We start from the raw sequence: 24,948 nt of genomic DNA, 5'->3' as shown, positions 1-24,948 counted from the left end.
GGGCCGGGAGCGTGCCGTACACTCCGGCTCCATGCACTTGTCTGACAACCTCCCCGCCGCCGAAGGCGCCGCCGAAGCCGCCACCGCCGGGATCACCGCCGACTGGATCCGCCGCGCCCCCAAGGCGGTCCTCCACGACCACCTGGACGGCGGCCTGCGCCCCGCCACGATCATCGAGCTGGCGCGCGAGTGCGGCTACACCGGCCTGCCGACCGAGGACCCGGCCGCGCTCGGCGTGTGGTTCCGCGACGCCGCCGACTCCGGTTCGCTGGAGCGCTACCTGGAGACGTTCGCCCACACCTGTGCGGTGATGCAGACCCGCGAGGCGCTGTTCCGCGTCGCGGCCGAGTGCGCCGAGGACCTGGCGGCGGACGGGGTCGTCTACGCCGAGGTGCGCTACGCCCCCGAGCAGCACCTGGCGGGCGGCCTGACCCTGGACGAGGTCGTCGAGGCGGTGAACGACGGCTTCCGCGAGGGCGAGCGCCGCGCGGGCGGCCGGATCACCGTCGGCACGCTGCTGACCGGTATGCGTCACACGGACCGTTCGCTGGAGATAGCCGAGCTGACCGTCGCCCACCGCGAGCGCGGCGTGGCCGGGTTCGACATCGCGGGCGGCGAGATCGGCAACCCGCCCTCCCGCCACCTGCCGGCCTTCCAGCACCTCAAGCGGCACCACTGCCACTTCACCATCCACGCGGGCGAGGCCGTCGGCGCCGAGTCCATCCACGAGGCCGTCCAGGTCTGCGGCGCCGAGCGGATCGGCCACGGCGTGCGGATCACCGACGACATCCAGGTGCACGAGGACGGCACGGCCACGCTCGGCCACCTGGCCGCGTACGTCCGCGACAACCGCATCGCGCTGGAGGTCTGCCCGACCTCCAACCTCCAGACGGGCGCCGCGAAGGACTACGCGACGCACCCGATCGACCAGCTGCGCCGCCTCGGCTTCCGCATCACGCTGAACACCGACAACCGGCTCGTCTCCGGCACCACCATGAGCCGGGAGTTCCAGCACATGGTGGACGCCTTCGGGTACGGCCCCGAGGTCTTCGAGGAGTTCACGGTCGCCGCCGTCGAGGCCGCGTTCCTGCCGCTGCCGGAGCGCCGCCGGATCATCGACGAGGTGATCCGCCCGGGTTACGCGGCCCTCTAGCTCAGCGTCCCGCCGACGACGGGAAGCTGGAGCACACCGGTGTCCTGCGGGGCGCTGGTGACGGTCACCGGCTTGATGCCGCGGTTGCCGACGTACGCGGAGTCGCTCGCGGCGATCACGAACTGGAGCCGGTGACCGGCCTCGTACCGGTGCACGATGCCGGGCAGGTCAACGGTGAACGGCCGGGTCACATCCGGTACGCGCACCGGGGCGACCAGCCGCTCGACCAGCGTCTTCGTGCCGTCCGGGGCGATGTCGTACACCTTGGCGAAGAACACCAGCTTGTCGGCGGCGTCCCCGGAGTGCTGCACCCGCTCGGTCTTCGGCGAGATGACGCGGAGGGTGGCCCTGGGGGCGCCGACGACGTCGACAGGGGCCTTCAGGGGCTCGCTGGTCCAGCCGAGGTAGGTGCCCCTGGTGTCGTAGGGCTTCGGGTCGGCGATCCCGATCAGGCCGGCGAGCGAGGACTCCGAATGGCTGGTCGGCACCAGCCAGTTGCGGTACTCGCGGGCGCCGCGCGCCACCTTGGCGCGGTTGTCGACGAGCTTGCCGTCGCCGGACAGGTAGAGCTTCTGCGACAGCGGCGGCACGGCGGCGGCGGTGCCGTACCCCGGCTGCCAGTCGCGGTAGTAGGCGAACGCGGGCCCGGTGTCCGTGCCCGTCCTCTTGTGCAGGTGGCGGTCGAACCAGGCCAGGATGCGCCTGCCGACGTAGCTGGACTCCAGGTTGCCCTCGCCGAGGTTGAGCTCGCCGCTCGCCGGGTCGGTGAGCCCGCCGCTGTGGCCCCACGACTGCCAGATCATCTTGGTCTCGGTGCCCTGCGCCCTGAGCCGCTCGTAACTGGCCTGTGCCTCGTTGAGGTTGAACAGGCTGTCCGCCTGCCCCTGGATGAGGAGCGTCGGCGCCTTGACCTTGCCGAGGTACGAGACCGGCGAGACGCTGCGCGCGAAGTCGAGCATCTCCTGCGTCTTGCCGGCCGGGTAGCGGCCGGAGTTGAGCAGCCGGACGGTCTCGCAGGCACGGGTGACGAAGTGCAGGCAGCCGAGGCTGTTGATCCGGGACGGATCGAGCGATGGCACGAGCAGCGGCTGCCCCTCCCCCATCAGGTAGAAACCGTTGGACCACTGCCACTTGAACGCCCCGGGCACGGTGCGCGAGGCGTTGTTGGGGTCCAGCGAGTACGCCAGGTCGTGCCAGGTGATCATCGGTACGAGGGCGTCGACGCGCTGGTCGACGGCGGCCGTGGCCAGCTGGATGGCGCCGCCGTACGAGCCGCCGATCATGCCGACGCGAGGGTCGCCGTGGCCGTCGGTGGTGACGAAGTCGGCCCTGGTGCCGTCGTCGGCGGCGCGCGTGCCGCCGAGGAAGTCGATGAGCCGGGACGCCGCCGAGCCGTCGATGCGCGGATCGTCGAGCGAGATCAGGCAGCCGGACTTGCCGAACCCGAGGCCCGAGTAGACGAGGGCGACATAGCCGCGCTCGGCGAACGCCTTGCCGATGGCGTCGGTGGACCCGTCGGACTTGCTTCCGCCGAAGCCGTTGGTGGCCAGCACGGCGGGCGCCCGGTGGGCTGCATCGGCCCCGGCGGGCCGGTAGAGGTCGGCGTCCACGGTGCAGCTGCGCCCGCCGGCGTCGACGGTGAACGTCAGTGCCGTGACGGTGAACCGCCCCGGCACCGGGGCCGCCGCCGCCGGCGGTACGGTCACGGCGAGCGGCGCGACGAGCGCGGCACCGGCCGCGAGAACGAGGGACGTACGGAGCCGGGGCAGGGGGCGCGACAACACGAAGACCTCCACGATGAGGACACCTACCGACCGGTAAGTACCGGGCCGCGCTCATCGTGTGACACGTGTCAGATCCACGTCAACGCTCGTGCAGTGCTTTCTTGACGCGGATTCAACGAAGAATCCGTACGCGCTCTCAGCGCAGCGCGGGCTCGTCCAGGGTGAGCGTGCCCGCGTCCGCGTCCAGGACCGCCGGGACACCGAGGGGCACCGTCAGATTGGTGGGGCTGTGGCCGAAGCCCAGTTGTTCGACGACCGGTACGCCGAGGGGCGCCAGCCGGTCCATGAGCGTGGCGCGGACCTCGGGGTAGGGTCCGCACTCCTCCCAGGAGCCGAGCGCGATGCCCGCGACGCCGTCCAGCCATCCGGCGCGGAGGAGTTGGGTGAGGATGCGGTCCAGGCAGTACGCCTCCTCGCCGATGTCCTCCAGCAGGAGCAGTCCCCGTCGCGCGGACGGCCGGCCGTGCGGCGTGGCGAGGTCGGCGGCGAGGAGGGCCAGGCAGCCGCCCAGGGTGACGCCCCGGGCCCGGCCGGGAACCATCGGCCCCGCACCTTCCAGGCCCAGCGTACGGACCGTCTCGGGTTCGAACAGCGTGGCCCGCAGCGACTCCTGGGTGGCGGCGTCCTTGAGGAACGTGACCACCCCGGCCATCGGGCCGTGCAGCGTGGCCAGCCCCATCCGTACCGCGAACGCCTCGTGCAGCGCCGTCACATCGCTGTAGCCGACGAACACCTTGGGCCCGGCGGCCCGGATCGCCGTCCAGTCGAGCAGGTCGACCATGCGCTGCGAGCCGAACCCGCCGCGCGCGCAGATCACCGCCGAGACGGACGGGTCGCACCACGCCTCCGTCAGGTCACGGGCACGGTCCTCGTCCGCTCCCGCGAGGTACGGCAGCTCCGGGTGGACGTCCAGGACATGCGGCAGCACCACGGGGTCGAGCCCCCAGCCGCGCAGGATGTCCAGCCCGGCCTGAAGGCGGTCCTCGGGCACGGGGCCGCTGGGCGACACGACGGCGACCCGGTCACCGGGCCGCAGACGTGAGGCGCGTTCCAGCGGCGCCGTCACTTCCGCAGCTCCAGCAGCGGCACGTCGAGCCGGGCGATCCCGAAGACCTGGACGTACAGCGCCAGTTCGGACTCCAGGGCCCGGGTTACGGAGTCGGCCCGCCGGAAGCCGTGCCCCTCCCCCTCGAAGGCGATGCAGGCGTGCGGAATGCCGCGCCCCGCCATCGCCGCCAGGAACCGTTCGCTCTGCGCGGGCGGACAGATCACGTCGTCGAGCCCCTGGAGCAGCAGGAACGGCGAGGTGATCCGTTCGACCTGGGCCAGCGGCGCCCGCTCCCGGTAGCGGCCGGGGACGTCATCGGGCGGCCCGATCAGCGACTCCAGGTAGCGGGACTCGAAGTCGTGGGTCTCGTCCGCCCACCCGGTCAGGTCCAGGACCGGGTAGAGCAGCGTGCCGCAGGCGTACACGTCGGTGACGGCCAGGGACGCGGCGGCGGTCCAGCCGCCCGCGCTGCCGCCCCGGATCGCGAGGCGGGCCGGGTCGGCGGTGCCCTCGGCGGCGAGCGCCTCCGCGACGGCGGCGCAGTCCTCGACGTCCACGACGCCCCACTGCTCCCGCAGCCGGTCGCGGTAGGACCGCCCGTACCCGGTGGAGCCGCCGTAGTTGACCTCGGCGACGCCGATGCCGCGCGAGGTGAAGTACGCGATCGCCAGGTCCAGGACGAGCGGGGCGTTTCCGGTGGGCCCGCCGTGCGCCCACACCACATAGGGCGGCAGTTCGTCGTCGGGGGCGATCCGGTCGGGGTTGTGCGGCGGGTAGATGTGGGCGTGGATCTCGCGGTTGTCCGGCCCGGTGAAGGTGCGGATCTGCGGTTCGGGGTAGTACGCCGGGTCGACCGAGTCGTCGTGGGCGGAGCCGACGACCCGGGTGCGGCCGGTGCTGGTGTCCAGCTCGACGACCTCGTAGCCGCTGCGCGGGCTGGCCGCCACGCCGATGACGCGCGACCCGTGGCCTGCGAGCGTGGGGGCCCATTCGGTCCACGGGCCCGGGGCGTCGACCACCTCGCCGGTCTCGGGGTCGAGTATGCCGAGGCTGGTGGCCCCCCTGCCGTGGATGACGGCGATCGTCCCGTCGTCCAGCGGCTGGAACCACTTCATCCCGATCTTCCACAGCGGCCCGCCGAACTCCTCCGCCCGCCCCGTGCACAGACCGGCCGCCTCCGCGCCGGCCCTCATCCGCCGCAACTCCCACCAGCCGCCCGCGTCGGAGACGAACAGCAGCGAGCCCTCCGGTGCCCAGTCGACCTGGCAGACCGACTCCTCCGGGCCCCCGGCGACCGCCCGCACCCCGGTGAACGGTCCGCCGTCCGTGACGTCACCGGTCATCACCGTCGTGCCGTCCCACGGCATCCGGGGGTGGTCCCAGGCGAGCCACGCGGCCCGCCGGCCGTCCGGGGAGAGCCGTGGCCCGGTGACGAACCGGTGCCGGTCGTCGGTCAGCTCCCGCACCGCGCCCCGGTCATCGGCCGCCGACCCGTCGAGCGGCACGGCGGCGATGACGCGCCGCACGTCGCCCGGCCCCTCGCCGGTGAACTCCTCCAGGACGCACCACACTTCGCCCCGGTCCAGGCGGATGACCGGGTCCACCCAGCGCAGCCCGCCGCCCACACCGGACACCGGGGTGAGCGGCACCGGTTCGCGGCCGCCGTCGCCGTCCACACCGCCGTCGCCGTCGCCGTCCGGCTGGTACGCGTACAGCCGCTGGTCGGGGAAGTGGCTGAAGACGACGAGCGGCCCGCCGCCCTCCTCCCGTACCGCCCCGGCCCAGGACTGTCCGCCGTACTCGACGACTCTGCTGCTGACGTTCCACGGGGCGGGCAGCACCGGTTCCTCGGTGCCGTCCGGGCGCCGGCGCACCAGGGCGCGTCTGCCGCCCTCGGCGGGCCTCGGCTCGGTCCACCACACCTCGTCGCCGACCACGCCGACGAATTCGGGACGCCCGTCGTGCGCGGCGGCGAGACGCGCGTCGATCGGTGACGGCCAGGTTCCGTAAGCCCCCGTGGGTACCATGTCCGGGCTTCCCCCCTACGCGGTCTGCAGATAGTGGTCGAGGACGCGGATGCCGAAGTGCAGCGCCTCGACCGGGACGCGCTCGTCGACGCCGTGGAAGAGCGCCTGGTAGTCGAAGCCGATGGGCAGCCGCAGCGGCGAGAAGCCGTAGCCGGTGATGCCGAGCCGGGCGAAGTGCTTGGCGTCGGTGCCGCCGGACATGCAGAACGGCACGACGTGCGCGTCCGGCTCGAAGTGCTCCAGCGCGGCACGCAGCTTGGCGTACGTCGGTGAGTCGACGGGCGCCTGGAGCGGGATCTCCTGGTGCTGGAACTCCCAGTCGACGTCCGGCCCGGTCAGCATGTCCATGGTCTCGGCGAACTCCAGGTCGCCGCCCGGCAGTACGCGCCCGTCGACATGGGCGCTGGCGACGCCCGGGATCACATTGACCTTGTAACCGGCGTGCAGCATGGTCGGGTTGGAGCTGTTGCGGATGGTCGGCTCGACCAGGGCAGCGGCGCGGCCGAGCTTCGCCAGCAGGGCGTCGGCGTCGAAGTCCTCCGCGTCGAGGTCGGGCTGGAGGCCGTGGAGCGCGGCCAGTTCGGTGAGGGCGGCGCGTACGGTCGGGGTGAGCCGCACCGGCCACTCGTGCCGGCCGATCCGGGAGACGGCCTCGGCCAGGCGGCTGACCGCGTTCTCCCGGTTGACCTTCGAGCCGTGGCCCGCCCGGCCCTCGGCGGTCAGCTTGAGCCAGGCGGTGCCGCGCTCCCCCGCGCCGATGGGGTAGATCTCCAGGTCGGGCCCTGCGTGGAAGGTGTAGGCGCCGGACTCCCCGATGCCTTCCGTGCACCCCTCGAAGAGGTCCCGGTGGTGGCGTGCCAGGTAGGCGGCGCCGTCGGCGGCGCTGGCCTCCTCGTCGGCGGTGTACGCGATGACGATGTCGCGCCGTGGCCGGATGCCGTGGCGGGCCCACTCGCGGACGACCGCCAGGATCATCGCGTCCATGTTCTTCATGTCGACGGCGCCCCGGCCCCACACCAGCCCGTCGCGCACCTCCCCGGAGAAGGGGTGCACGTCCCAGTCGTCCGGGTCGGCCGGGACGACGTCCAGGTGGCCGTGGACGAGCAGCGCGTCGGCGGACGGGTCGGTGCCCTCGATGCGCGCGACGACATTGGTACGGCCGGGTGTGCGTTCCAGCAGCGCCGGTTCCAGGCCGGCGTCGGCGAGCCGTTCGGCCACGTACTCGGCGGCGGGCCGCTCCCGGCAGTCGCCGCTGCCGTGGTTGGTGGTGTCGATGCGGATCAGCTCGGAGGTGAAGGTCACCACCTCGTCGAGCGCCTGCGAGTCCGTGTCGAACGGTGTCGTCACGTCAGCCATACTGCTCCTCCACTGCGGCCGAGACGATCGTGGTGACCGCCTTGAAGGCGCGAATGGCCTCGTACATCGTCTCGCTGGTGTACGCGACACGCCGCTCCCCGCTGACCGCCACGCCCGGGACGACGGTGGCGGCAGCCGCGAGATGCTCCGCGTCGAACTCCAGCTCCACGGTGAACGGCCCGCCGCGCACCGGTTCGTACCGTACGGCGAGAGCGGTCGCGTCCTTGGCTGCGGCGCGGATGTCGGCGGCCGTCCGGGTGGGGGTACGGCACACCGCCGCGTACCGCGAGACGTGGTCCTTGACGGCGACCTTGCGGGCCTCCGGGGCGTACGCGAGGGCGTCCTCGCAGGTCAGGTCGTCGCCGGTGACGAGGATGACGGGGACTCCGTACTCGGCGACGACATGGGCGTTGAGCATGCCCTCGCTCGCCCGTACGCCGTTGAGCCAGACGCCGGTGATGGAGTTGGCGAGGTAGGTGTGGGCGAGGACCCCTTCGCTGCCCGCGCCCGTGTGGTATCCCACGAACGCGATGCCGTCCACGTCACCGTGCTGGACGCCTTCCACCATGGTGAGGGGCTTGTGCCGGCCGGTGAGCATCTCGGCGCGCTCGTCGAGCCGTTCCAGCAGCAGATTGCGCATGGTCCAGTGCGCTTCGTTGATGAGGACCTCGTCGGCGCCGCCGTCGAGGAAGCCCAGCACGGCCGCGTTCACATCGGAGGTGAACATCGACCGGCACCGCTCCCACTGGGGAGTGCCGGGCAGCACGTCGGCAGGCCAGGTCACACCGGTGGCGCCTTCCATGTCGGCGCTGACAAGGATCTTCATGCCTCGAAACCGTACGCGGTCCCGCCGCGCCTGCCCAGGTCTGTGGATAACTGTCGGCCCGGGGTCGCCGACCGCACGATGTCGGTCGTACGCCGGATGCGGACTCCGGGCCGCCGACCGACCATGGACCCATGGATCACGTGGCCAATGACAGGACCGCGGCGCACCCCGCCCCGGTCACCGCCGCCCACGAGGCTCTGATGTCCAAGGGCGCGTACGTGATGGCACCGGCGGCCGTCTCGGAGTGCCTCGGGACGGACCGGCACGACTGGGCCGCCTTCGCCGCCCACTGGGAGGACCTGGCGCCGGACTCGTACGCGGCCGAGCGGGGGACGCGTCGGCTGCGCCGCTACGGGCACTTCTCCCTCTCCCGCACCGGGGAACTGGCCCTGCGGCCGCACGGCACCTTCGTGCAGCCGGAGAACAGCAACCCGCTCTACATCGACGTGGACCGGCACTTCGAACCCCTGACCGACGCCTTCGTGGCCGATCCGCTCCTCACACCGCTGCTGAGGATGCTGGGCGACGTGGCGGCCTGCCTGGACGACGCGGCCGAGTGGAGCGTGAAGGTCCACCCGTTCCGGGTCGTCGCCTCGGCAGACAGCCAGGGCGCGCCCACCCCGGAAGGCCGGCACCGCGACGGGGTCACGCTGGTGACGTCACTGCTCATCGGCAGGGACAACGCCGACGGCGGCGAGAGCACGGTGTACGCCACGGACGGCACGGAACTGCTGACCACCACGCTCAGCGAGCCCGGGACGCTGCTCCTGGGCGACGACCGCTCCACCCTGCACGGCGTGTCGCCTATCCACCCCGTCGACGCCACCAGGCCCGCCCACCGGGACGTCCTGGTGACCACGCTCACGGCGCGCTGACGTCACGGGCACGCCGACCCTCACGGCGGGCTGACGTCACGGCACGCCGGCCCTCACGGCACGCCGGCGCGGTCGGTGGCGCGCACCAGGGCGTCCACCGCCCCGGCCGGGCCCGCCTCACCGCGGGCCCAGGCGCGTTGCCGTTCGGCGCCGGTCCCCCGGGCCGCGAGCCGCCGCAGGAACGCCGACACCTCACCCATGTCCCCGTACGCCTCCAGCACGGGCCGCACATGCCGCACCAGCCGCTCCGCCTGCTCCGGCGCGGGCGCGACCCGCCCGGTCAGGGCGTCCACGCCGCTGCCGGGCCAGCCGTCCCGGGCGGCGCGCCAGTACGCGGCGCGCAGCAGTTCGCTGTTCACGCGCGGGCCCGGGTCGCCGCGTACGACCCGGTCCGCCGCCGTCACCACGAGCGCCCTGATCAGCGCCGTCAGGGCCACCGTGTCGTCGATCTCCGCGAGGACGTCCATGGAGCGGATCTCCAGCGTCGGCAGGCGCGGGTTCGGGCGGACGTCCCAGAACGGCATGCCGGGCTCCAGCATCGCCTCCGACTCGGCCATGGCGGTGGCGAGCCGCTCATGGTCGTCGAGCGATTCGGCGTACGGCGGCGGTCCCAGGCACGGGAAACGGCCCCTGATGACCGCGCGCCAGCTGGCGTAGCCCGTGTCGTGTCCCTCGTGGAACGGCGAGTTCGCGCTCATCGCCACGAGCAGGGGCAGCCAGGGCCGGAGGTGGTTGCCCACCAGGACGGCGAGTTCCCGGTCGGGCAGGTGCACATGGACGTGGAAGGCGCTGATGGCGAAGTCGTCGAGCATGGCGCGGTACTGGTCGGCCCCGGCCCGGTAGCGCGGGTGGTCGCCGATGTCCGCCCTCCGGGACACGCCCAGGACCGGCGTACCGGACGCGCACAGGCGCAGGCCCTCCGCCCGGGCGGCCGCCACGGCTGCCGCCCGTACCCGGTGCAGTTCCTTGCGCAGCTCCTCGGTGCCCGGGCACGGCGGGGTCTTGCCCTCGATCTGGTACGCGGTGAACTCACCGGAGACGAGGTCGCCGACCATCGCGGAGGCCCGGCCCACCACCCGGGCACCGGCGGGTTCCACACCGCGCGTTCCGGGGTGGACGAGGAAGTACTCCTCCTCCACTCCGAGCGTGGGCGCGTCGTTCTCCCAACCGTTCACCGCTTCAGCATCACGCGTCCGGGCGCCCCTGTCGCGGGGAACGCGGGGGAACGTACGGCCGGGTCAGCCCGTGAGGGACGCCGGTCCGGTCGCGAGCCGGTCGAGGAGCTGTTCCCGGTGCAGGTCGGCTATGGGCGCGAGCAGGTCCGGGTGGCGCAGGAGCGCGGCGGCCCGGCGGTCGTGCTCGTCCGGGTCGACCAGCCGCCGGAACTCGACCGGCGCGCCGCCCATGTGCACGGACCCGGCGAGGGCCTCCATGGCGGCCGCGGCCAGCCCGGGCGTACTGAGCAGGGACGCCGCCCAGCTCGCGACGACCTCGTCGACCCACGTACACCACGCCTGACGTTCCTCACCCCGGCTCTCGGCGGAGTCCGCGCCCGTGACCCGGTCGAGCCGCGCGGAGCCGCCCGGCCCCGCCACGGCGACCAGCGCGGCGTCCATCGCGGTCGGGTAGCGCAGCCACGCCGCGACGGTGACGGCCTGCCGCGCCTGCGTCTCGGCCAGGGCACGGTCCAGTGCGCCGCCGCCCGGCGGATAGGCGCGCGTCAGCCACTGCGCGGTCGCCGCTATGAGCGGGGAGAGCGAGAAATCTGCGGGCATGGCTGATCCATCCGAATTCACAGGGGTGAGGTGAACGGAAACCGTACCGCCGGAATTCCGCGGACGAAATGACGCAGCTCACGCGCGGCAAATGTGGGGCAGCGGGGCGGGAACGACACGCTGAGCGCGCGGCAATACGCGGGGTGGGGCCACGGCGGCGTTTCATTGGGGAAATCCGGAAATACCCTCGCGAAGGAGCGACGGCATGGCACACGGCGGAAACGTTGTCACCGAATTGACCAATGACCACGAGGAGGTGGAGGAGCTCTTCAGCACCATCGAGGAACTGCCGCCCGGCGACAGCCGGCGCAAGCAGTACGCCGACCAGGTCACCATGGAGCTGATCCGGCACTCGGTCGCGGAGGAGGCCTACCTCTACCCGGCGGTACGCAAGCACGTGCCGGGCGGGGACGCGCTCGCCGAGAAGGAGCTCGCCGACCACGCGGCCGCCGAGCGCATCATGAAGGAGCTGGAGGGGTGCGACGCGGGCGATCCGCAGTTCGACGTGCTGATGAACCGGCTCATGACGGAGATCCGGTCGCACATCACGGACGAGGAGAACAACCTGTTCCCTCGGCTGCGTGACGCGTGCTCCGCCGAGGCGCTCGACGAGCTCGGGGACAAAATCCGTCAGGCGAAGCGGACTGCCCCGACCCGCCCCCACCCCTCCGCCCCGGACAAGCCCCCGGCCAACAAGCTCCTCGCCCCCGGTGTCGGCATGGTCGACCGCCTCCGCGACGCGATGACGGGCCGCGGCAAGTCCTGACCTCCGCCCGCCCGGTCCGCCCGGCTCAGGCGCCCCGGCCCGCCACCAGCCCCATCGACGGCAGGTCGATGCGCGTGCCGTCCGGGGCGGCGTACTCCGTCGTCGTCGGGGGCATCTCGCCCGAGGCCGGCACGCCGAGGCCCGCTGTACGGAAGTACTCCGGCACCTCCCCGTCCGCGACCGTGGCCGGTGGGCCGGGTTCCGTCACACTCACAACCGACGCGCCCGTCCCACCTCGCGCGGCTCCGGGGCCGGCTCCCACCGGGCGGCGTCCTCGGCGGCGATGCCGCCCAGGCGGGCCATCAGCAGGGCGACGTCGTCCCTGCGGCCGCCCCGGGCGCCCAGTGCCCGGATGATGGCGTCGCAGGCGTCGTCCATGGAGGCCGCCGGGTGGGCGGCCGACTCGCAGAGCGCGGCAAAGCCCACGCCGATGTCCTCGCCCCGCACCTCGACCAGCCCGTCGGTGCACATCACGAGCCGGTCGCCGGGCGCGACCGGTACCCGTACGGTCTCGAACGGCACCCCTCCGACGCCGATCGGGGCGCCCGTCGGCAGGGCGAGCAGGTCGCCGCGCCCGTCCTCGGCCCGGACGATCACCGGCGGCACATGGCCGGCGTTCGCCAGCAGCAACTCACCGGCGACGGGGTCGTAGATCACGTACAGACAGGTCGCCAGGTAGTGCTCGCCGAGCCGCTGAGCCAGGTCGTCGAGGGTGCGCAGCAGCTGGGCAGGCGGCAGGTCGAGCCCGGCCATGGTCTGTACGGCCGCCCGCAACTGGCCCATCATGGCGGCCGCGTTCAAGCCGTGTCCCATGACGTCGCCGACGACGAGGGCGGTGCGGGAGCCGGGGAGCTCGACGGAGTCGTACCAGTCGCCGCCGGCCCGCCCCAGCAGGTAGCGCGTGGCGGTGTCGCAGCCCGCCATGCGCGGAGGGAGCTGGGGCAGCATCGCGTTCTGGAGCAGCTCGGCCACGCTTCCCGCCCGGTGGGCCTTTCCGGCTCCACGCGCGCGTGGGGAGCGTTCCGCGCGGCGGGGCACGCCCCAGTCGGGGGTGACCGGTACGCGGTCGTGGTGGCTGAACTCGAGGACGGGGTAGCCCAGTTCCAGGATCTGGGAGACGATCCGGGCGGACTGCCGGACGCTCATGGGCGGCCGGACCCCGGGGAGCCGCCGGGCCGGCTCGTCCGAGCCGGGGAAGTCGGTGTGCAGGGCGAAGCCGGGCGCGATGCGCTCGAAGTGCTCTCGATCGGCGGCGTCGCCACCGAACTGCGCGGCGTCCACCGCCAGGACGAGGAGCCGTTCGGGGCCGGGGCCGACCAGCGGATAGGCCCACCACAGGACGTCGGTGCGCTCCTGTCCCGGTTCGGAGAGCCGGGCCCGGCCGGCCGCCGGGTAGCAGGTGAACCCGCCCAGGGAGGCGTCCAGGGAGGTGTCCAGGGCATGGCCCGGGCGGTCGTCCGCCCCATACGGACGGTTCTCCTCCAGCGCGCCGGAGACGGGGAGCAGTTCGGCGGCGGGCCGGCCCAGCGCGGCCTGCTCGGCGTGGCCGAACAGCCTCCGCGCGCCGGTCGACCAGTGGGACACCAGGCCGTCGCCGTCCACGACGACCACGGCAAGCGGAACCCGGCCCGCCGTGCCGGTCAGGCCCGTTGCGGGCCTCGGCTGCGGAACGCCACTGTCCATGGCTGGAAGGCTCCTTCCCGGCGCGCCGCGGACCCGCGGCCGTGCCCCACGGTACGGCCCGTGCGCCGTTGTGCGCCGGTCATCCATGGAACTGACGCACCGTCAATCCTCGTGTCCCAGACGGAGATCCCGTTCGGTGCGTCCGCCGCCCGCCACCTGGAGCACGGTGGCCACCGGGGGGTATCCGGCCGCGATCACGGTGTACTCGCCGGACGAGAGGTCCACGAAGCGGAATGTGCCGTCGGGGCCCGTGGTGAGCGTGTCGACGACGTTGCCCGCCGCGTCGAGCAGCGTCACGCGCGCGTCCTCCACGGGCCGCCCGCCGGGCGCCCGTACCGTCCCGCGCAGCACCGCCCCGCCGGCCAGTTCGACGTCCTGCCGGGTCTCGCGGGCCGCCTGGACGCTGACCGGCAGGGCGGCGGGCCGGAAGGCGGGGGCGCTCGCGGCCAGGGTGTACTCCCCCGCCACGAGCGCGGTGAGGACATAGCCCCCGTCACGTCCGGTGCGGGCGCTCGCGACGACCTCGCCGCGTACGTCGGTGAGGGTGACCGCGGCATCGCGTACGGGCGTGCCGTCGGCGGTGTGGACGGTCCCGGCGAGCCGGCCCGCGCCGCCGAGGACCACGTCGATCTCGACGGGCCGGTCGCCGACGGTGACGGGGACGGCCTGGGGCTGGTGACCGCCGGCCGCCGCGATCATCACGTACGAACCGGTGCCCGGCACGCTGAGCGCGTACCGCCCGTCCTCGCCGCTCGCGCCGCGTCCGACCTGCTGTCCGTGCACGTCGATGAGGGTGAGGGCGGCGCGCGGCACGCACGTTCCGTCAGGGTGCTGGACGGTGCCGCAGACCGGGACTCCGGAGCGGACGGCTCCCGGCGCGGTGCGGGGCGGGGGCACGGCGGCGGTGGGGGCGTTGTGGGTCACCAGCGGTTTCTCCTTGAGGAAGAAGGCGATGAGCAGGCCGAGGCCGAGGACCGGCACCAGGTGGAGGAAGGTCCTGGGCACCGCCTCGGCGTACGCCTCGATGTACGCGTCACGCAGAGCGGGCGGCATGGCCCGCACGAGCCCCGGGGTGACTGCCCAGGGCCCGGGCAGCTCCGCTGCGGCGGCGCCGTCGGGCAGGCGCGCGGCGACGGCGTGGTCGAGGCGGTGGGCGAAGAGGGCGCCTAGGGCGGCGGCGCCGACGCAGCCGCCGATCCAGCGGACGTGGGTGTGGGCGCTCGTGACGGTGCCGAGGGCGGCCGGTGGCGCGGCGTTCTGGACGGCGAGGACGAGGGCGGGCAGGACGAGTCCCATGCCGACGCCGAGCACGGCCTGCCAGACGCTGTGGGTCAGGCGTGGCGTGTCGGGCTCCAGGCGGGACAGCAGCCACATGCCGACGACGGAGACGGCGCCGCCGAGCACCGGGTGGACCGTGTAGCGGCCGGTGCGGCTGATGAGGTGCCCGGAGAGGAGGCAGGCGACGGCGAGGCCGCCCGCCATGGGCAGCATCAGCAGACCGGCTTCGGTGGCGTCCGCACCGCCGGCCAGCTGGAAGAAGGGCGGCAGGCAGGCGGCGACGGCGAAGAGCGCGACGCCGGTGACGGCGCCGACGAGGCCGCCGGCCGCGAAGGTGGGGTCGCGGAACAGCCGGAGCGGGACGATCGGTTCGGGCGCGTAGTTCTCCACGACGATGAACAGCAGGATGGTTCCGGCCGCGCCGCAGGCGAGCCCCAGGACGACGCGGGAGTTCCAGGCGTACTCCGTACCGCCCCAACTGGTCAGCAGCACCAGAAAGGTGGAGGCGGCGGCGAGCAGGAGCGCGCCGAGGACGTCGGGGCGGCCCCGGGCGGCGGGCTTCTGCCCGGTGAGCGCCGCGCCGACGAGGAGCAGGGCGACCAGCCCCAGGGGTACGGCGGCCCAGAAGCACCAGCGCCAGGAGACGTGTTCGGGGAGGAGACCGCCGAGCAGCGGGCCGGCCAGCGACGCGAGGGCGAGGGCGGCGCCGATGAGGCCCAGGAAACGGCCGCGCCGCCGGTCGGGGACGAGGTCGGCGGTGATGGCCTGGGCACCGGCCAGCAGGCCTCCGGCGCCGACACCCTGGAGGGCGCGGAAGGCGATGAGCTGGTCCATGGTGCGCGACCAGCCGGCCAGCGCCGAGCCGACGACGAAGACCACGAGGGCGGCCTGGAAGATCCCCTTGCGCCCGTAGAGGTCGCCGAGCTTGCCGTACACGGGCAGGGTGACGACGGCCCCCAGGAGGTAGGCGGTGACCACCCAGGTCGCCCGGCCGGGCGCGGGGTCCGGCCCCTGGAGGCCGCCGCTGATCGCGGGGAGGGCGGTGGCCGCGACCAGCTGCTGCAGCACGGCGAGCAGCAGCGTGAGGACGAGCCCGGAGAACACGACGCGCACTCGGGCGGGGCCGAGCGTGGCGGCGGCCACGGGGAGGGACGGTTCGCCGTCCGCCCCGTCGGCGGCCTCCGGGACGGACGGCCTGGGGGCATCCGGCGCGGGAGCGGCCGGATCGGGGGCTCCCGGCGCGGCCGCCTGCTGTGCGACGCCTTGGGCGGCCGGCAGGAAGGCCGCCGCTGCACCCCTCTCCCAGGGAACGGTCTCGGGGCCCCGTCCCGGGACGGCTTGCGGGCCGGGTCCTGGGGCGGCCTGTGGAGCCGCTCCTGGAACTGCCCGCGAGCCCCGCCCTGGACCCGCCTGCGGGTCCGGCCCCAGGGCCGCCTGCGGGCCGGCCGACGTGCCTTGCCAGGCCGCCGGGCCGGATCGGCCGCGGGCAGGCGGTGTGTGGTCGTCGTTCGCCAGCGTGCTCCCACCCACGAAGCTGCTCCCCTCAGTCGCGCCTACGCGGCGCGCCATTCTTCGCATTGCGCGCCGAGGGGGAGCAAGCGGGCATTACGGGGTCACCAGCACGGCCGGGCGCCCGGCACGCGGAGCACCCCGGCGCTCATCAGGCGGTTTCCGGTGGCCCCCCGCGCCCCCGGCCGTGCACGCGCGCCGGGGAGCCGACGGGAAGACCACCCGAACCGGTGACCGTTCCGCGCTACTTCTCGACCTCGGCGGCGAGCTTGGCGAGCACCTGGTCGTAGATGCGGCCGAGGCCCTTGGGGGCGAAGGTCTTCTCGAAGAACCCGCCGATGCCGCCGGCACCGTTCCACACGGTCGTGACGACGACCCTCGACCGGCCCTCGCCGGCCGGGGTGACCGTCCAGGTGGTGACCATGGAGGAGTTGCGGTCCTTCTCGACGAGCTGCCCGTCGGTCGGCTCGGTGACCTCCAGCAGGCAGTCACGGACGCGCTTGCTGGTGGCCTGGAGCTTCCAGCGGACGAGGGTGCCCTCGCCGTCGCCGCCCTCGCGCACCTCGTACTCGCTGAAGTGCTCGGGCAGCAGCTTCTCGCGGGTCTCCTTGTAGTCGGCCAGCGCGTCGAACACCGTCTCCGCGTCCGCCGCGATGACCCGCTCCGTCGTGGCCTCGACCTGCGCCATGCCATGTCCTCCAGCACTCGTTCCTAAGGGGAGGCACAAGCCAACCACCTGCGGGGTGGCCGCCCAAATCCGGGGAGGCCCGGCAGAGGCGATCATGGGAACAAGTGTTCTATTGTGTGGGCCTGTGCTACCGAGGAGGCGTCCATGCGCTGGGACAACCTGAGCGAGAACCCGACCGGGGACACCGTGCTGTTCGGTACGGACGCCGTGACCACGCGTACGTTCGACACCCCCGAGTTCCGGGGCATCACGTTCCACGAGGTGCGGGCCCGTTCGATCGTGAACCGGGTGCCCGGCGCCTCCCGTATGCCGTTCGAGTGGACCGTCAACCCGTACCGGGGCTGCACGCACGCGTGCGTGTACTGCTTCGCCCGCAAGACGCACAGCTACCTGGACCTCGACACGGGCCTGGGCTTCGACTCCCAGATCGTGGTGAAGATCAATGCCCCGGAGCTGCTGCGCAGGCAGCTCGCCTCACCGCGCTGGCAGGGCGCGCACATCGCCATGGGCACGAACGTGGACTGCTACCAGCGAGCCGAGGGCCGCTACCAGCTGATGCCCGGCATCATCTCCGCGCTGCGCGACCACGCGAACCCGTTCTCCATCCTCACCAAGGGGACGCTGATCCTCCGCGACCTGGACCTGCTGCTCCAGGCGGCCGAGGTGACCGACGTCGGCATCTCCGTCTCCGTCGGCTTCACCGACCGCGAGCTGTGGCGGACCGTCGAGCCCGGCACCCCGGCCCCGGAGCGCCGCCTCGACGTCGTACGGACGCTGACGGACCACGGCATCGGCTGCGGGGTGCTGATGGCGCCGGTGATCCCCTTCCTCGGCGACCACCCCGACGAGTTGCGCGCCACCGTCCGCGCGATCGCGGCCTCCGGGGCGACGTCGGTGACCCCGCTCGTGCTCCATCTGCGGCCCGGGGCGCGCGAGTGGTTCATGGCGTGGCTGAACCGGCACCATCCGCACCTGGTGCGGCGCTACGAGCGGCTGTACGCGGACGGCGCCTACGCCCCGAAGTGGTACCAGCGCCGGATCACCCGTCAGGTGCACGAGCTGGCGGACGAGTTCGGCATAGGCCCCGCGCGGCGCGGCACGCCCCGGCGGATCGCCACGCCACCGCCCGTACCGCCGGAGCGGCAGCCGTCGGAGCGGCAGCCGTCGGGGCCGGGTCCCACACAGCTCACCCTCCTCTGATCGGGTCAAGTCTGATCACGGCATGCCCGCCCGGGCCGGAATGCGGGGACGATCCGCCGAGGGCCGCAAGGTCCTCGCAAGCCCTCGTTCCGCTCGCTCGGGAGGCCGTATGCAGAGACGTGCAGGAGTGCTGATCGCCGCCGGGGCGCTGATGGCGGGCGCGGTCACCGCCGTACCGTCGGCGGCGGAACCCTCCCTCAGGGAGCCGGCAGGCCCTCTCGTATGGAAGGGGTGCGCCACCAAGCAGTACCCCAGGCTCCAGTGCGCGACGGTACGGGTGCCGCTGGACCACGCCGATCCGGACGGTGAGCGGATCACGCTCGCGCTCTCCCGGGTCGCGCACACCGCGAAGACCTTCCAGGGCCCGCTGCTCGTCAATCCGGGCGGCCCGGGCGCCAGTGGGCGCTCGATGGCCGGATTCGTGGCGGCGTCCCTGCCGTCGAAGGTGGCGGCGCAGTACGACGTCATCGGCTTCGACCCGCGGGGCGTGGGCGCGAGCCGGCCGGCGCTCGACTGCAAGCCGGGCTACTTCACGCCCGTACGGCAGGACTCCGTGCCGCGCGACCAGCGCGACGAGCGGGTGAACCTGGCCCGCGCGGCGTCGTTCGCCAAGGCGTGCGGCGACAAGTACGGCGACCTGCTGAGGCACATGAGCACGGTGGACGCGGCCCGCGACCTCGATGTCGTCCGGCAGGCGCTCGGCGCGGAGAAGATCAACTACTTCGGGTACTCGTACGGGACGTACCTCGGCGCCGTCTACGCCAAGCTGTTCCCGCAGCGGGTGCGGCGGGCGGTCCTGGACTCGGTGGTCGACCCGCACAGGGTCTGGTACCGCCTCAACCTGGCGCAGGACGTGGCGTTCGACGCCCGCCACAAGGCGTTCATGGGGTGGGTGGCCAAGCACCACAGGACCTACCGGCTGGGCACCGACCCGGCGAAGGTCGAGGCGCGCTGGTACGCGATGCGGGAGGCGCTGAGGAAGAAGCCGGCGGGCCGGAAGGTGGGCCCGGCCGAACTGGAGGACACGTTCCTGCCGGGCGGGTACTTCAACGGCTTCTGGCCCACGCTCGCCGAGGCCTTCTCGGCGTACGTGAACGACAACGACCCGGACCCGCTCGTCGCGGCCCACAGGACCCTGGCGACCTCCGACGCCGACGACGACAACAGCTACTCCGTCTACGCGGCCGTGCAGTGCCGTGACGCCGACTGGCCGAAGGACTGGGGCGTCTGGCACCGGGACAACTGGGACGTGTACGGCAAAGCCCCCTTCAACACCTGGAACAACGCCTGGTACAACGCGCCCTGCGCCTTCTGGCCGGCCCCGTCCATGACGGCGCCGGACCTGGCGAACGCCGCCCTGCCGCCGGTGCTGCTGTTCCAGGCGACGGAGGACGCGGCCACGCCGTACGAGGGCGGTGTGGCCGTCCACGAACAGCTGCGCGGCTCCAGCCTGGTCGTCGAGCGGGGCGGCGGGAACCACGCGATCACGTTGGCCGGCAACGCCTGCCTGGACCGGCACCTGGTGCGCTACCTGGAGACGGGCGTGGTGCCGCGGAGCGGCGGGGCGGGGGTGGCGGACGCGGTCTGCGCGGCGGTGCCCGATCCGCAGCCGGCGAAGCCGGTACGGGGCACGGGGCCCGCGGGCCGGACCGGCGGCACCGCGCTGCACGGGGTGCTGGGTCACGGGCTGCCCGCTCCGAGGTGACGGGCTGATTGTCAGTGGCGTGCGCGAGGATGAGGCGCATGAGCAACCACCTCACCCACGTGCACGCCCCTGCGGGGGTCGCCCCCGGTTCCGGTTACAGCCATGTCGTCTGGGGCAGCGGCCGGTTCATCGCGATATCCGGCCAGTGCGCCTTCGACGCGGACGGCCGGGTGGTGGGCGAGGGTGACGCGGGCGCCCAGGCCCGCCAGGTCTTCGAGAACCTGCGGCGGTGCCTGGCCGCGGCGGGCGCCGGTTTCGACGACGTGGTGAAGCTGACGTATTTCGTCACGGACGTGGCCCACCTGCCTGCGGTGCGGGCCGCCCGGGACGAGTTGATCGACACAGCACGTCCGCCGGCGAGCTCGGCGGTCCAGGTGTCGGCGCTGTTCCGGCCCGAACTGCTCGTGGAGATCGAGGCGTTCGCGGTCCTTCCGGAGGGGCCCCGGCCATGACGGACGTCGTCCGGGTGCGGGACATGGTGGTGGACGACTGCGAGGCCGTCGCCGAGGTCCGGGTGCGCGGCTGGCAGACGACGTACGAGGGGCTGATACCGACGTGGTACCTGGCGGCGATGACCGTCGAGGCGGACGCCGAAACCCGCCGCACGCACTTCGCCCAGGACAGCACCCGCACCGTCAACCTGGTGGCGGAGCGCGCCGGTTCGGTGGTCGGCTGGGCGTGCTACGGCCCGTACCGGGACGGCCGGGCCCCGACCGGTGAGGCCGAGCTGTACGCGCTGTACGCGCGGCCGGACCAGCTCTCGACGGGCGTGGGGCGCGCCCTCATGGACGAGGCGACGACCCGCGCGGCCGGCGAAGGGTACGCGGCGATGCGGTTGTGGGTGCTGAGGGACAACGCCCGCGCACGGCGCTTCTACGAGAAGGCCGGCTTCGCGCCCGACGGGGCGGAGGAACCCTGGCACGTGGCGGGCACGACGGTCACGGAGGTCCGTTACGCCCGCCGTCTGCCGGCCTGAGCCCCAGGCGTCTCAAGGCCGCCGCGGCGGCCGCGGCGAGGCGGGGGTGGGCGCGGGCGGCTTCGAGCACCGGGCGGGCGCGGGGGTCGCCGAGGGCGCCGAGCCCTTCCGCGCAGGCGACACCCACCCGCCAGTGCGGGTCGCCGACCGGCAGGCGGCGCTCCAGGACGGTGATCAGCGCCGGTACGGACTCCGGAGCGCGCAGCTGGGCGAGCAGCCGGACCGGCAGCAGGGCGTAGGCGACGCGCAGCTCGTTGGTGGCGAGCGCGGCCGCCGCCTTCGGGGTGCGCGGGTCGCCCAGCCGGGCGAGGGCGTACGCGGCGGAGACGCAGCGCGCCGGGTCGCGGTGGTTGAGGAGCAGAACCAGGGCCTCGAAGGCGCGCCGGTCACCGGCGAGGCCCAGCCGGAACGCGGCGATCTCCCGGGCCCACAGCGGCTGCCCGGGCCGGGTGAGGACGGCGGCGAGCTCGTCCGGGTCCCGGACGGTGATCAGCCGTTCGTACGCGGCCGATCCGCCGGCCTCGTCGCGCAGCCGGTGCGCGAGCGACCTGAACTCCTCGTCAGTACCGTCCATGACATCCGAGCCGCCCGCATCGTCCTGGCCGTCCGAGCCGCCCACACCGTCGGCACCGTGCCGGCCTCCCGCACCGGCGGCGCCGTCCGGGCCGTCCGCCTCCTCCGTACCGTCCATGGCGTCCGAGCCTTCCGCACCCCCAGCACCGCCCGAGCCGCCCACATCATCGGCACCGTGCCGGCCGTCCGCACCCCCGGCACCGCCCGCACCGCCCGAGGCGCTGACACCTCCCACACAGCCGGCACCGCCCGCACCGCCCGCACCGCCCATGGCGCCCGAGCCGTAGGAACTGTCCCGGGCCTCCGCACCGTCCGTGGCGTCCATGGCCGTCAGTATCCCGTCCGGCAGCGATCCAGATCACATGTTCCGGCCACTTCCCAGGACTGGCGCGCTCGTTACTCGCCGGTTAATCTCAAGTGAGCGGGCTACACCCGCACCCTCACGGCGGCCTGGTGACGCAGCCGCCGCGAGTGCCTTGTCGGTTCGGCACCTTGTACGACGTGGCTCCGGGACAGAGTCCGTCGTTTCTCCTCACCGCGACAGCACGGCTGCGCAGCACGCCTGCGCACGATCCGCTCGCACCCGCGTACGCCACCTCCCGGTCGTACCCCCGCGCGCGCCCCTCATCAGTCGTCACTCATCCCTGGAGTCCCGTGATGGACACCCCTCTCGCCACCATTGCCGTCGTCGGTCTCGGCACCATGGGCGCCGGTATCGCCGAGGTCCTGGCCCGGGCCGGCCGCGAGGTCGTCGGCATCGACATCAGCGAGGCCGCCGCCGGCCGCGCGATCGCCACCCTGGAGGCCGCCACCGCCCGCTCCGTGGCGCGTGAGCGGATCACCGAGGAGGAGCGGCGCGACATCCTCGCCCGCTTCCGTACCTTCTCCGACATCCAGGCCGCCGCCGACGCCGACCTCGTCATCGAGGTCGTGCCCGAGTCGTACGAGGCCAAGCAGCAGGTCTTCCGGGCGCTGGACTCCGTCGTCCGCCCCGACGCGATCATCGCCACCGGCACGAACGCCCTGTCCGTGACCCGGCTCGCCGCGGACTCCGCGCACCCCGAGCGCGTGCTGGGCCTGCACTTCTTCAACCCGGCCCCGGCGATGAAGCTGGTCGAGGTGGTCTCCTCGGTGCTGACCGCCCCGCAGGCCGTCGCCGCCGTCACCGACCTCGCCCACCAGCTCGGCAAGGAGCCTGTCGCGGTCGGCGACCGGCCCGGTTTCGTCGCGGACGGCCTGCTCTTCGGCTACCTGAACCAGGCGGCCGCGATGTACGAGGCCAAGTACGCCTCCCGCGAGGACATCGACGCCGCGATGAAGCTGGGCTGCGGCCTGCCGATGGGCCCGCTGGCTCTGCTCGACCTGATCGGCATCGACACCGCCCGTACCGTCCTGGACGCCATGTACGCCGAGTCCCGCGACCGGCTGCACGCCCCGGCGCCCATCCTGAAGCAGCTCAGCGAGGCGGGCCTGACCGGCCGCAAGTCGGGGCGCGGCTTCTACACGTACGAGGCGGCGGGCAGCGGTGTCGTGGTGCGTGACGCGCTGACCCCGCTGGAGACGGCCGGGACGGGGGCGGCGGTCCGCGAGGTCCGCTCCGTCGGCGTCGCCGGCTCCGGCACCATGGCGAGCGGTATCGCGGAGGTCTTCGCCAAGGCCGGGTACGACGTCGTCCTCGCCGCCCGCTCGCTGGAGAAGGCCGAGACGGCCAAGGGCCGGATCACGAAGTCCCTCGCCCGCTCCGTCGACAAGGGGCGCATGACCGCCGAGGCGCGCGACGAGACGCTGGCCCGCATCACGCCCGCCGGTTCCCTCGACGCCTTCGCCGAGGTCGACCTGGCGGTGGAGGCGGTCGCCGAGGACCTGGAGATCAAGCAGCAGCTGTTCGCGACCCTGGACAAGGTCTGCAAGCCGGGCGCGGTGCTGGCCACCACGACCTCCTCCCTCCCCGTCGTCGCCTGCGCCCGCGCCACCTCGCGCCCGCAGGACGTGATCGGGATGCACTTCTTCAACCCGGCCCCGGCCATGAAGCTCGTCGAGGTCGTGCGTACGGTCCTGACCGGCGACGATGTCCACGCCACCGTCCGCGAGGTCACCGCGAAGATCCGCAAGCACCCGGTGGACTGCGGCGACCGCGCCGGTTTCATCGTGAACGCGCTGCTCTTCCCGTACCTGAACAACGCGATCAAGATGGTCGAGCAGCACTACGCCTCGCTCGACGACATCGACGCCGCGATGAAGCTCGGCGGCGGCTACCCCATGGGCCCCTTCGAGCTCCTCGACGTGGTCGGGCTGGACGTCTCGCTCGCCATCGAGCGGGTCCTGCACCGCGAGTTCCGCGACCCGGGCCTGGCTCCGGCGCCCCTCCTGGAGCACCTGGTGGCGGCGGGCTGCCTCGGCCGCAAGACGGGGCGCGGCTTCCGCGAATATGCCCGGCGCTGAGCCTTACGGGGAGTGGGGCGGGCTGCTCGACGGTGCGGGCGGCCCGGCCTCCCGGTCGGCCCCACAGGCGCGGTCTCCTGCACAAATGCAGTACGTTCAGGTCATGTCCCAGCCCGCCAAGTCACCCCGTGCCACCGCCACGCCCGACGCCCCCGAGAGTGCCGCGGGCAGCCGCGCCGCCGCCCAGCGGCTCAAAATGCGCCGCGAGCTGGCGGCCGCGGCCATGGAACTGTTTGCCACGAAGGGGTACGAAGCGACGACGGTCGACGAGATCGCCGCCGCGGCCGGGGTCGCCCGGCGCACCTTCTTCCGCCACTTCCGCTCCAAGGAAGAGGCGATCTTCCCCGACCACGACGACACCCTGGTGCGGGCGGAGGCGGTCCTGAACGCCGCCCCCGCGCACGAGCACCCGCTCGACACGGTCTGCCGTGGCATCAAGGAAGTCATGAAGATGTACGCGGCGTCTCCCGCCGTGTCGGTCGAGCGCTACCGCCTCACCCGCGAGGTGCCCACCCTCCGGGAGCGCGAGATCGCCTCGGTGGCCCGCTACGAGCGGCTGTTCACCCGCTACCTGCTGGGCCACTTCGACGAGCGCGACCACCACGATGGCAACGACGACCCGCTGCTGGCCGAGGTGGCCGCCTCCGCGGTCGTCACGGCGCACAACCACGTACTGCGCCGGTGGCTGCGGGCGGGCGGCCAGGGAGACGTGGAGGCCCAGCTGGACCACGCCTTCGCCATCGTCCGGGACACCTTCGGCACGGGCATAGGCGCGGGGCGCGCCGCCGGCGCGACGACCCCCACCAAGCCCCCCGCCGCGACGGCGAGCACCACCGGCGACGTGCTGGTGACAGTGGCCCGCACGGACGCGCCGCTGGACGAGATCATGCGCACCATCGAGCGGACCCTCAAGACCCGCTGACCCTCAAGACCCGCTGACCCGCTGACCCGCTGACCCGCGACCCGCTGAGGCCTCGCGGCCACGCCCGCCCTGCTCGACGGCTCCCCGTCGGGCTCGGCGGGCTTTTTCGTGCCGCTCCACCACCCGGTTCGATCGATCATCGCTCATCTGTGAACGGCGGATTGCATCTGAGAGAAATTGTTGGCACTCAGTGCCTTGCGGCCTGGCACACGGTGTCATACGTTGATGTTGTCCGGGCGGCCGGCGTGCAGAGACATCTCGTACGCCGGCTGTCCCCGCAAGGCCATCGCGCCTCGCGCGCCCGGACGCCTGCGTCACAGGCAACTTCGCGCACCACCCCGCGCCGCCAAGCACCACCCGGC

Annotated in this window: 19 protein-coding genes and 2 pseudogenes; 9 read left to right on the top strand and 12 right to left on the bottom strand. The window is 73.2% G+C overall.

What is annotated here, in order from left to right:
- The first annotated feature begins 31 nt into the window (after positions 1-31).
- The gene (locus BKD26_RS21050; RefSeq protein ID WP_084900387.1) at positions 32-1,153 is read left to right on the top strand and encodes an adenosine deaminase; all 1,122 of its coding nucleotides are present in this window, start codon (positions 32-34) and stop codon (positions 1,151-1,153) included.
- Here BKD26_RS21050 and BKD26_RS21045 read toward each other — a convergent pair.
- The 5 genes from BKD26_RS21045 to BKD26_RS21025 all read right to left on the bottom strand — a co-directional run bounded on the left by BKD26_RS21045 (position 1,150) and on the right by BKD26_RS21025 (position 8,194).
- Positions 1,150-2,949: a CocE/NonD family hydrolase gene (locus tag BKD26_RS21045; RefSeq protein WP_084900384.1), complete on the bottom strand. Its 1,800-nt coding sequence runs from the start codon at positions 2,947-2,949 to the stop codon at positions 1,150-1,152. The genes BKD26_RS21050 and BKD26_RS21045 overlap by 4 nt on opposite strands.
- A 124-nt stretch (positions 2,950-3,073) precedes the next feature.
- Positions 3,074-4,003 carry an LD-carboxypeptidase gene (locus BKD26_RS21040; RefSeq protein WP_084900381.1) on the bottom strand — a complete coding sequence of 310 codons (930 nt, stop codon included), beginning with the start codon at positions 4,001-4,003 and terminating at the stop codon, positions 3,074-3,076.
- Complete coding sequence (locus tag BKD26_RS21035) at positions 4,000-6,012, bottom strand: prolyl oligopeptidase family serine peptidase (protein ID WP_084900378.1); 2,013 nt, start codon at positions 6,010-6,012, stop codon at positions 4,000-4,002. Before BKD26_RS21035 ends, BKD26_RS21040 begins: the two co-directional genes overlap by 4 nt.
- Before the next feature lie 15 nt (positions 6,013-6,027).
- The gene (locus BKD26_RS21030) at positions 6,028-7,368 is read right to left on the bottom strand and encodes a M20/M25/M40 family metallo-hydrolase (protein WP_084900375.1); all 1,341 of its coding nucleotides are present in this window, start codon (positions 7,366-7,368) and stop codon (positions 6,028-6,030) included.
- Positions 7,361-8,194, bottom strand: coding sequence for a M55 family metallopeptidase (locus tag BKD26_RS21025; protein ID WP_084900372.1), 834 nt, complete (start codon positions 8,192-8,194; stop codon positions 7,361-7,363). The genes BKD26_RS21030 and BKD26_RS21025 overlap by 8 nt, the downstream gene beginning before the upstream one ends.
- A 131-nt stretch (positions 8,195-8,325) precedes the next feature.
- Between BKD26_RS21025 and BKD26_RS21020 the strand changes: the two genes are divergently transcribed.
- On the top strand, positions 8,326-9,069 hold the full coding sequence (locus tag BKD26_RS21020) for a 2OG-Fe dioxygenase family protein (protein WP_084900370.1): 744 nt from the start codon (positions 8,326-8,328) through the stop codon (positions 9,067-9,069).
- Between the two features lie 53 nt (positions 9,070-9,122).
- Here the strand turns inward: BKD26_RS21020 and BKD26_RS21015 are convergent, their stop codons facing one another.
- Together BKD26_RS21015 and BKD26_RS21010 are read right to left on the bottom strand one after the other, a co-directional pair.
- The gene (locus BKD26_RS21015) at positions 9,123-10,244 is read right to left on the bottom strand and encodes a glutamate--cysteine ligase (protein ID WP_084900367.1); all 1,122 of its coding nucleotides are present in this window, start codon (positions 10,242-10,244) and stop codon (positions 9,123-9,125) included.
- Between the two features lie 63 nt (positions 10,245-10,307).
- The gene (locus BKD26_RS21010; protein ID WP_084900364.1) at positions 10,308-10,844 is read right to left on the bottom strand and encodes a hypothetical protein; all 537 of its coding nucleotides are present in this window, start codon (positions 10,842-10,844) and stop codon (positions 10,308-10,310) included.
- A 205-nt stretch (positions 10,845-11,049) separates the two neighbouring features.
- Here BKD26_RS21010 and BKD26_RS21005 point away from each other — a divergent pair, with 205 nt between their 5' ends.
- Entirely contained in the window at positions 11,050-11,610 is a 561-nt protein-coding gene (locus BKD26_RS21005; RefSeq protein ID WP_084900361.1) for a hemerythrin domain-containing protein, read from the top strand.
- A 25-nt stretch (positions 11,611-11,635) separates the two neighbouring features.
- Here the strand turns inward: BKD26_RS21005 and BKD26_RS21000 are convergent.
- From BKD26_RS21000 to BKD26_RS20985, 4 genes and pseudogenes are all read right to left on the bottom strand, one after another.
- Positions 11,636-11,791, bottom strand: a pseudogene (locus BKD26_RS21000) (SAM-dependent methyltransferase); the annotation flags it as partial.
- 32 nt (positions 11,792-11,823) lie between these two features.
- Positions 11,824-13,293: pseudogene (locus BKD26_RS20995) on the bottom strand (PP2C family protein-serine/threonine phosphatase); the annotation flags it as partial.
- Between the two features lie 102 nt (positions 13,294-13,395).
- Entirely contained in the window at positions 13,396-15,849 is a 2,454-nt protein-coding gene (locus BKD26_RS20990; RefSeq protein WP_241518761.1) for an MFS transporter, read from the bottom strand.
- Between the two features lie 475 nt (positions 15,850-16,324).
- On the bottom strand, positions 16,325-16,768 hold the full coding sequence (locus tag BKD26_RS20985) for an SRPBCC family protein (protein ID WP_084900350.1): 444 nt from the start codon (positions 16,766-16,768) through the stop codon (positions 16,325-16,327).
- 144 nt (positions 16,769-16,912) lie between these two features.
- On the opposite strand from BKD26_RS20985, the gene BKD26_RS20980 reads away from it, so the two are divergent.
- The 4 genes from BKD26_RS20980 to BKD26_RS20965 all read left to right on the top strand — a co-directional run bounded on the left by BKD26_RS20980 (position 16,913) and on the right by BKD26_RS20965 (position 20,649).
- A complete protein-coding gene (locus tag BKD26_RS20980; RefSeq protein WP_084900347.1) occupies positions 16,913-17,968 on the top strand; it encodes an Rv2578c family radical SAM protein in 1,056 nt (351 codons plus the stop codon).
- A 109-nt stretch (positions 17,969-18,077) separates the two neighbouring features.
- A complete protein-coding gene (locus BKD26_RS20975) occupies positions 18,078-19,673 on the top strand; it encodes an alpha/beta hydrolase (protein WP_084900344.1) in 1,596 nt (531 codons plus the stop codon).
- 38 nt (positions 19,674-19,711) lie between these two features.
- Complete coding sequence (locus BKD26_RS20970; RefSeq protein WP_084900341.1) at positions 19,712-20,125, top strand: RidA family protein; 414 nt, start codon at positions 19,712-19,714, stop codon at positions 20,123-20,125.
- A complete protein-coding gene (locus BKD26_RS20965) occupies positions 20,122-20,649 on the top strand; it encodes a GNAT family N-acetyltransferase (RefSeq protein ID WP_084900339.1) in 528 nt (175 codons plus the stop codon). Before BKD26_RS20970 ends, BKD26_RS20965 begins: the two co-directional genes overlap by 4 nt.
- Here BKD26_RS20965 and BKD26_RS20960 read toward each other — a convergent pair.
- The gene (locus BKD26_RS20960; RefSeq protein WP_084900466.1) at positions 20,612-21,223 is read right to left on the bottom strand and encodes an adenylosuccinate lyase; all 612 of its coding nucleotides are present in this window, start codon (positions 21,221-21,223) and stop codon (positions 20,612-20,614) included. The genes BKD26_RS20965 and BKD26_RS20960 overlap by 38 nt on opposite strands.
- 656 nt (positions 21,224-21,879) lie before the next feature.
- Between BKD26_RS20960 and BKD26_RS20955 the strand changes: the two genes are divergently transcribed.
- On the top strand, positions 21,880-23,664 hold the full coding sequence (locus BKD26_RS20955) for a 3-hydroxyacyl-CoA dehydrogenase (protein WP_084900337.1): 1,785 nt from the start codon (positions 21,880-21,882) through the stop codon (positions 23,662-23,664).
- Between the two features lie 103 nt (positions 23,665-23,767).
- On the top strand, positions 23,768-24,586 hold the full coding sequence (locus BKD26_RS20950) for a TetR family transcriptional regulator (RefSeq protein ID WP_179166628.1): 819 nt from the start codon (positions 23,768-23,770) through the stop codon (positions 24,584-24,586).
- The last annotated feature ends 362 nt before the right edge of the window (positions 24,587-24,948 follow it).

The organism is Streptomyces sp. CB03238 (genome assembly GCF_002099185.1).
GTDB lineage: Bacteria > Actinomycetota > Actinomycetes > Streptomycetales > Streptomycetaceae > Streptomyces.
This window is presented reverse-complemented; position numbering and strand designations above follow the sequence as displayed.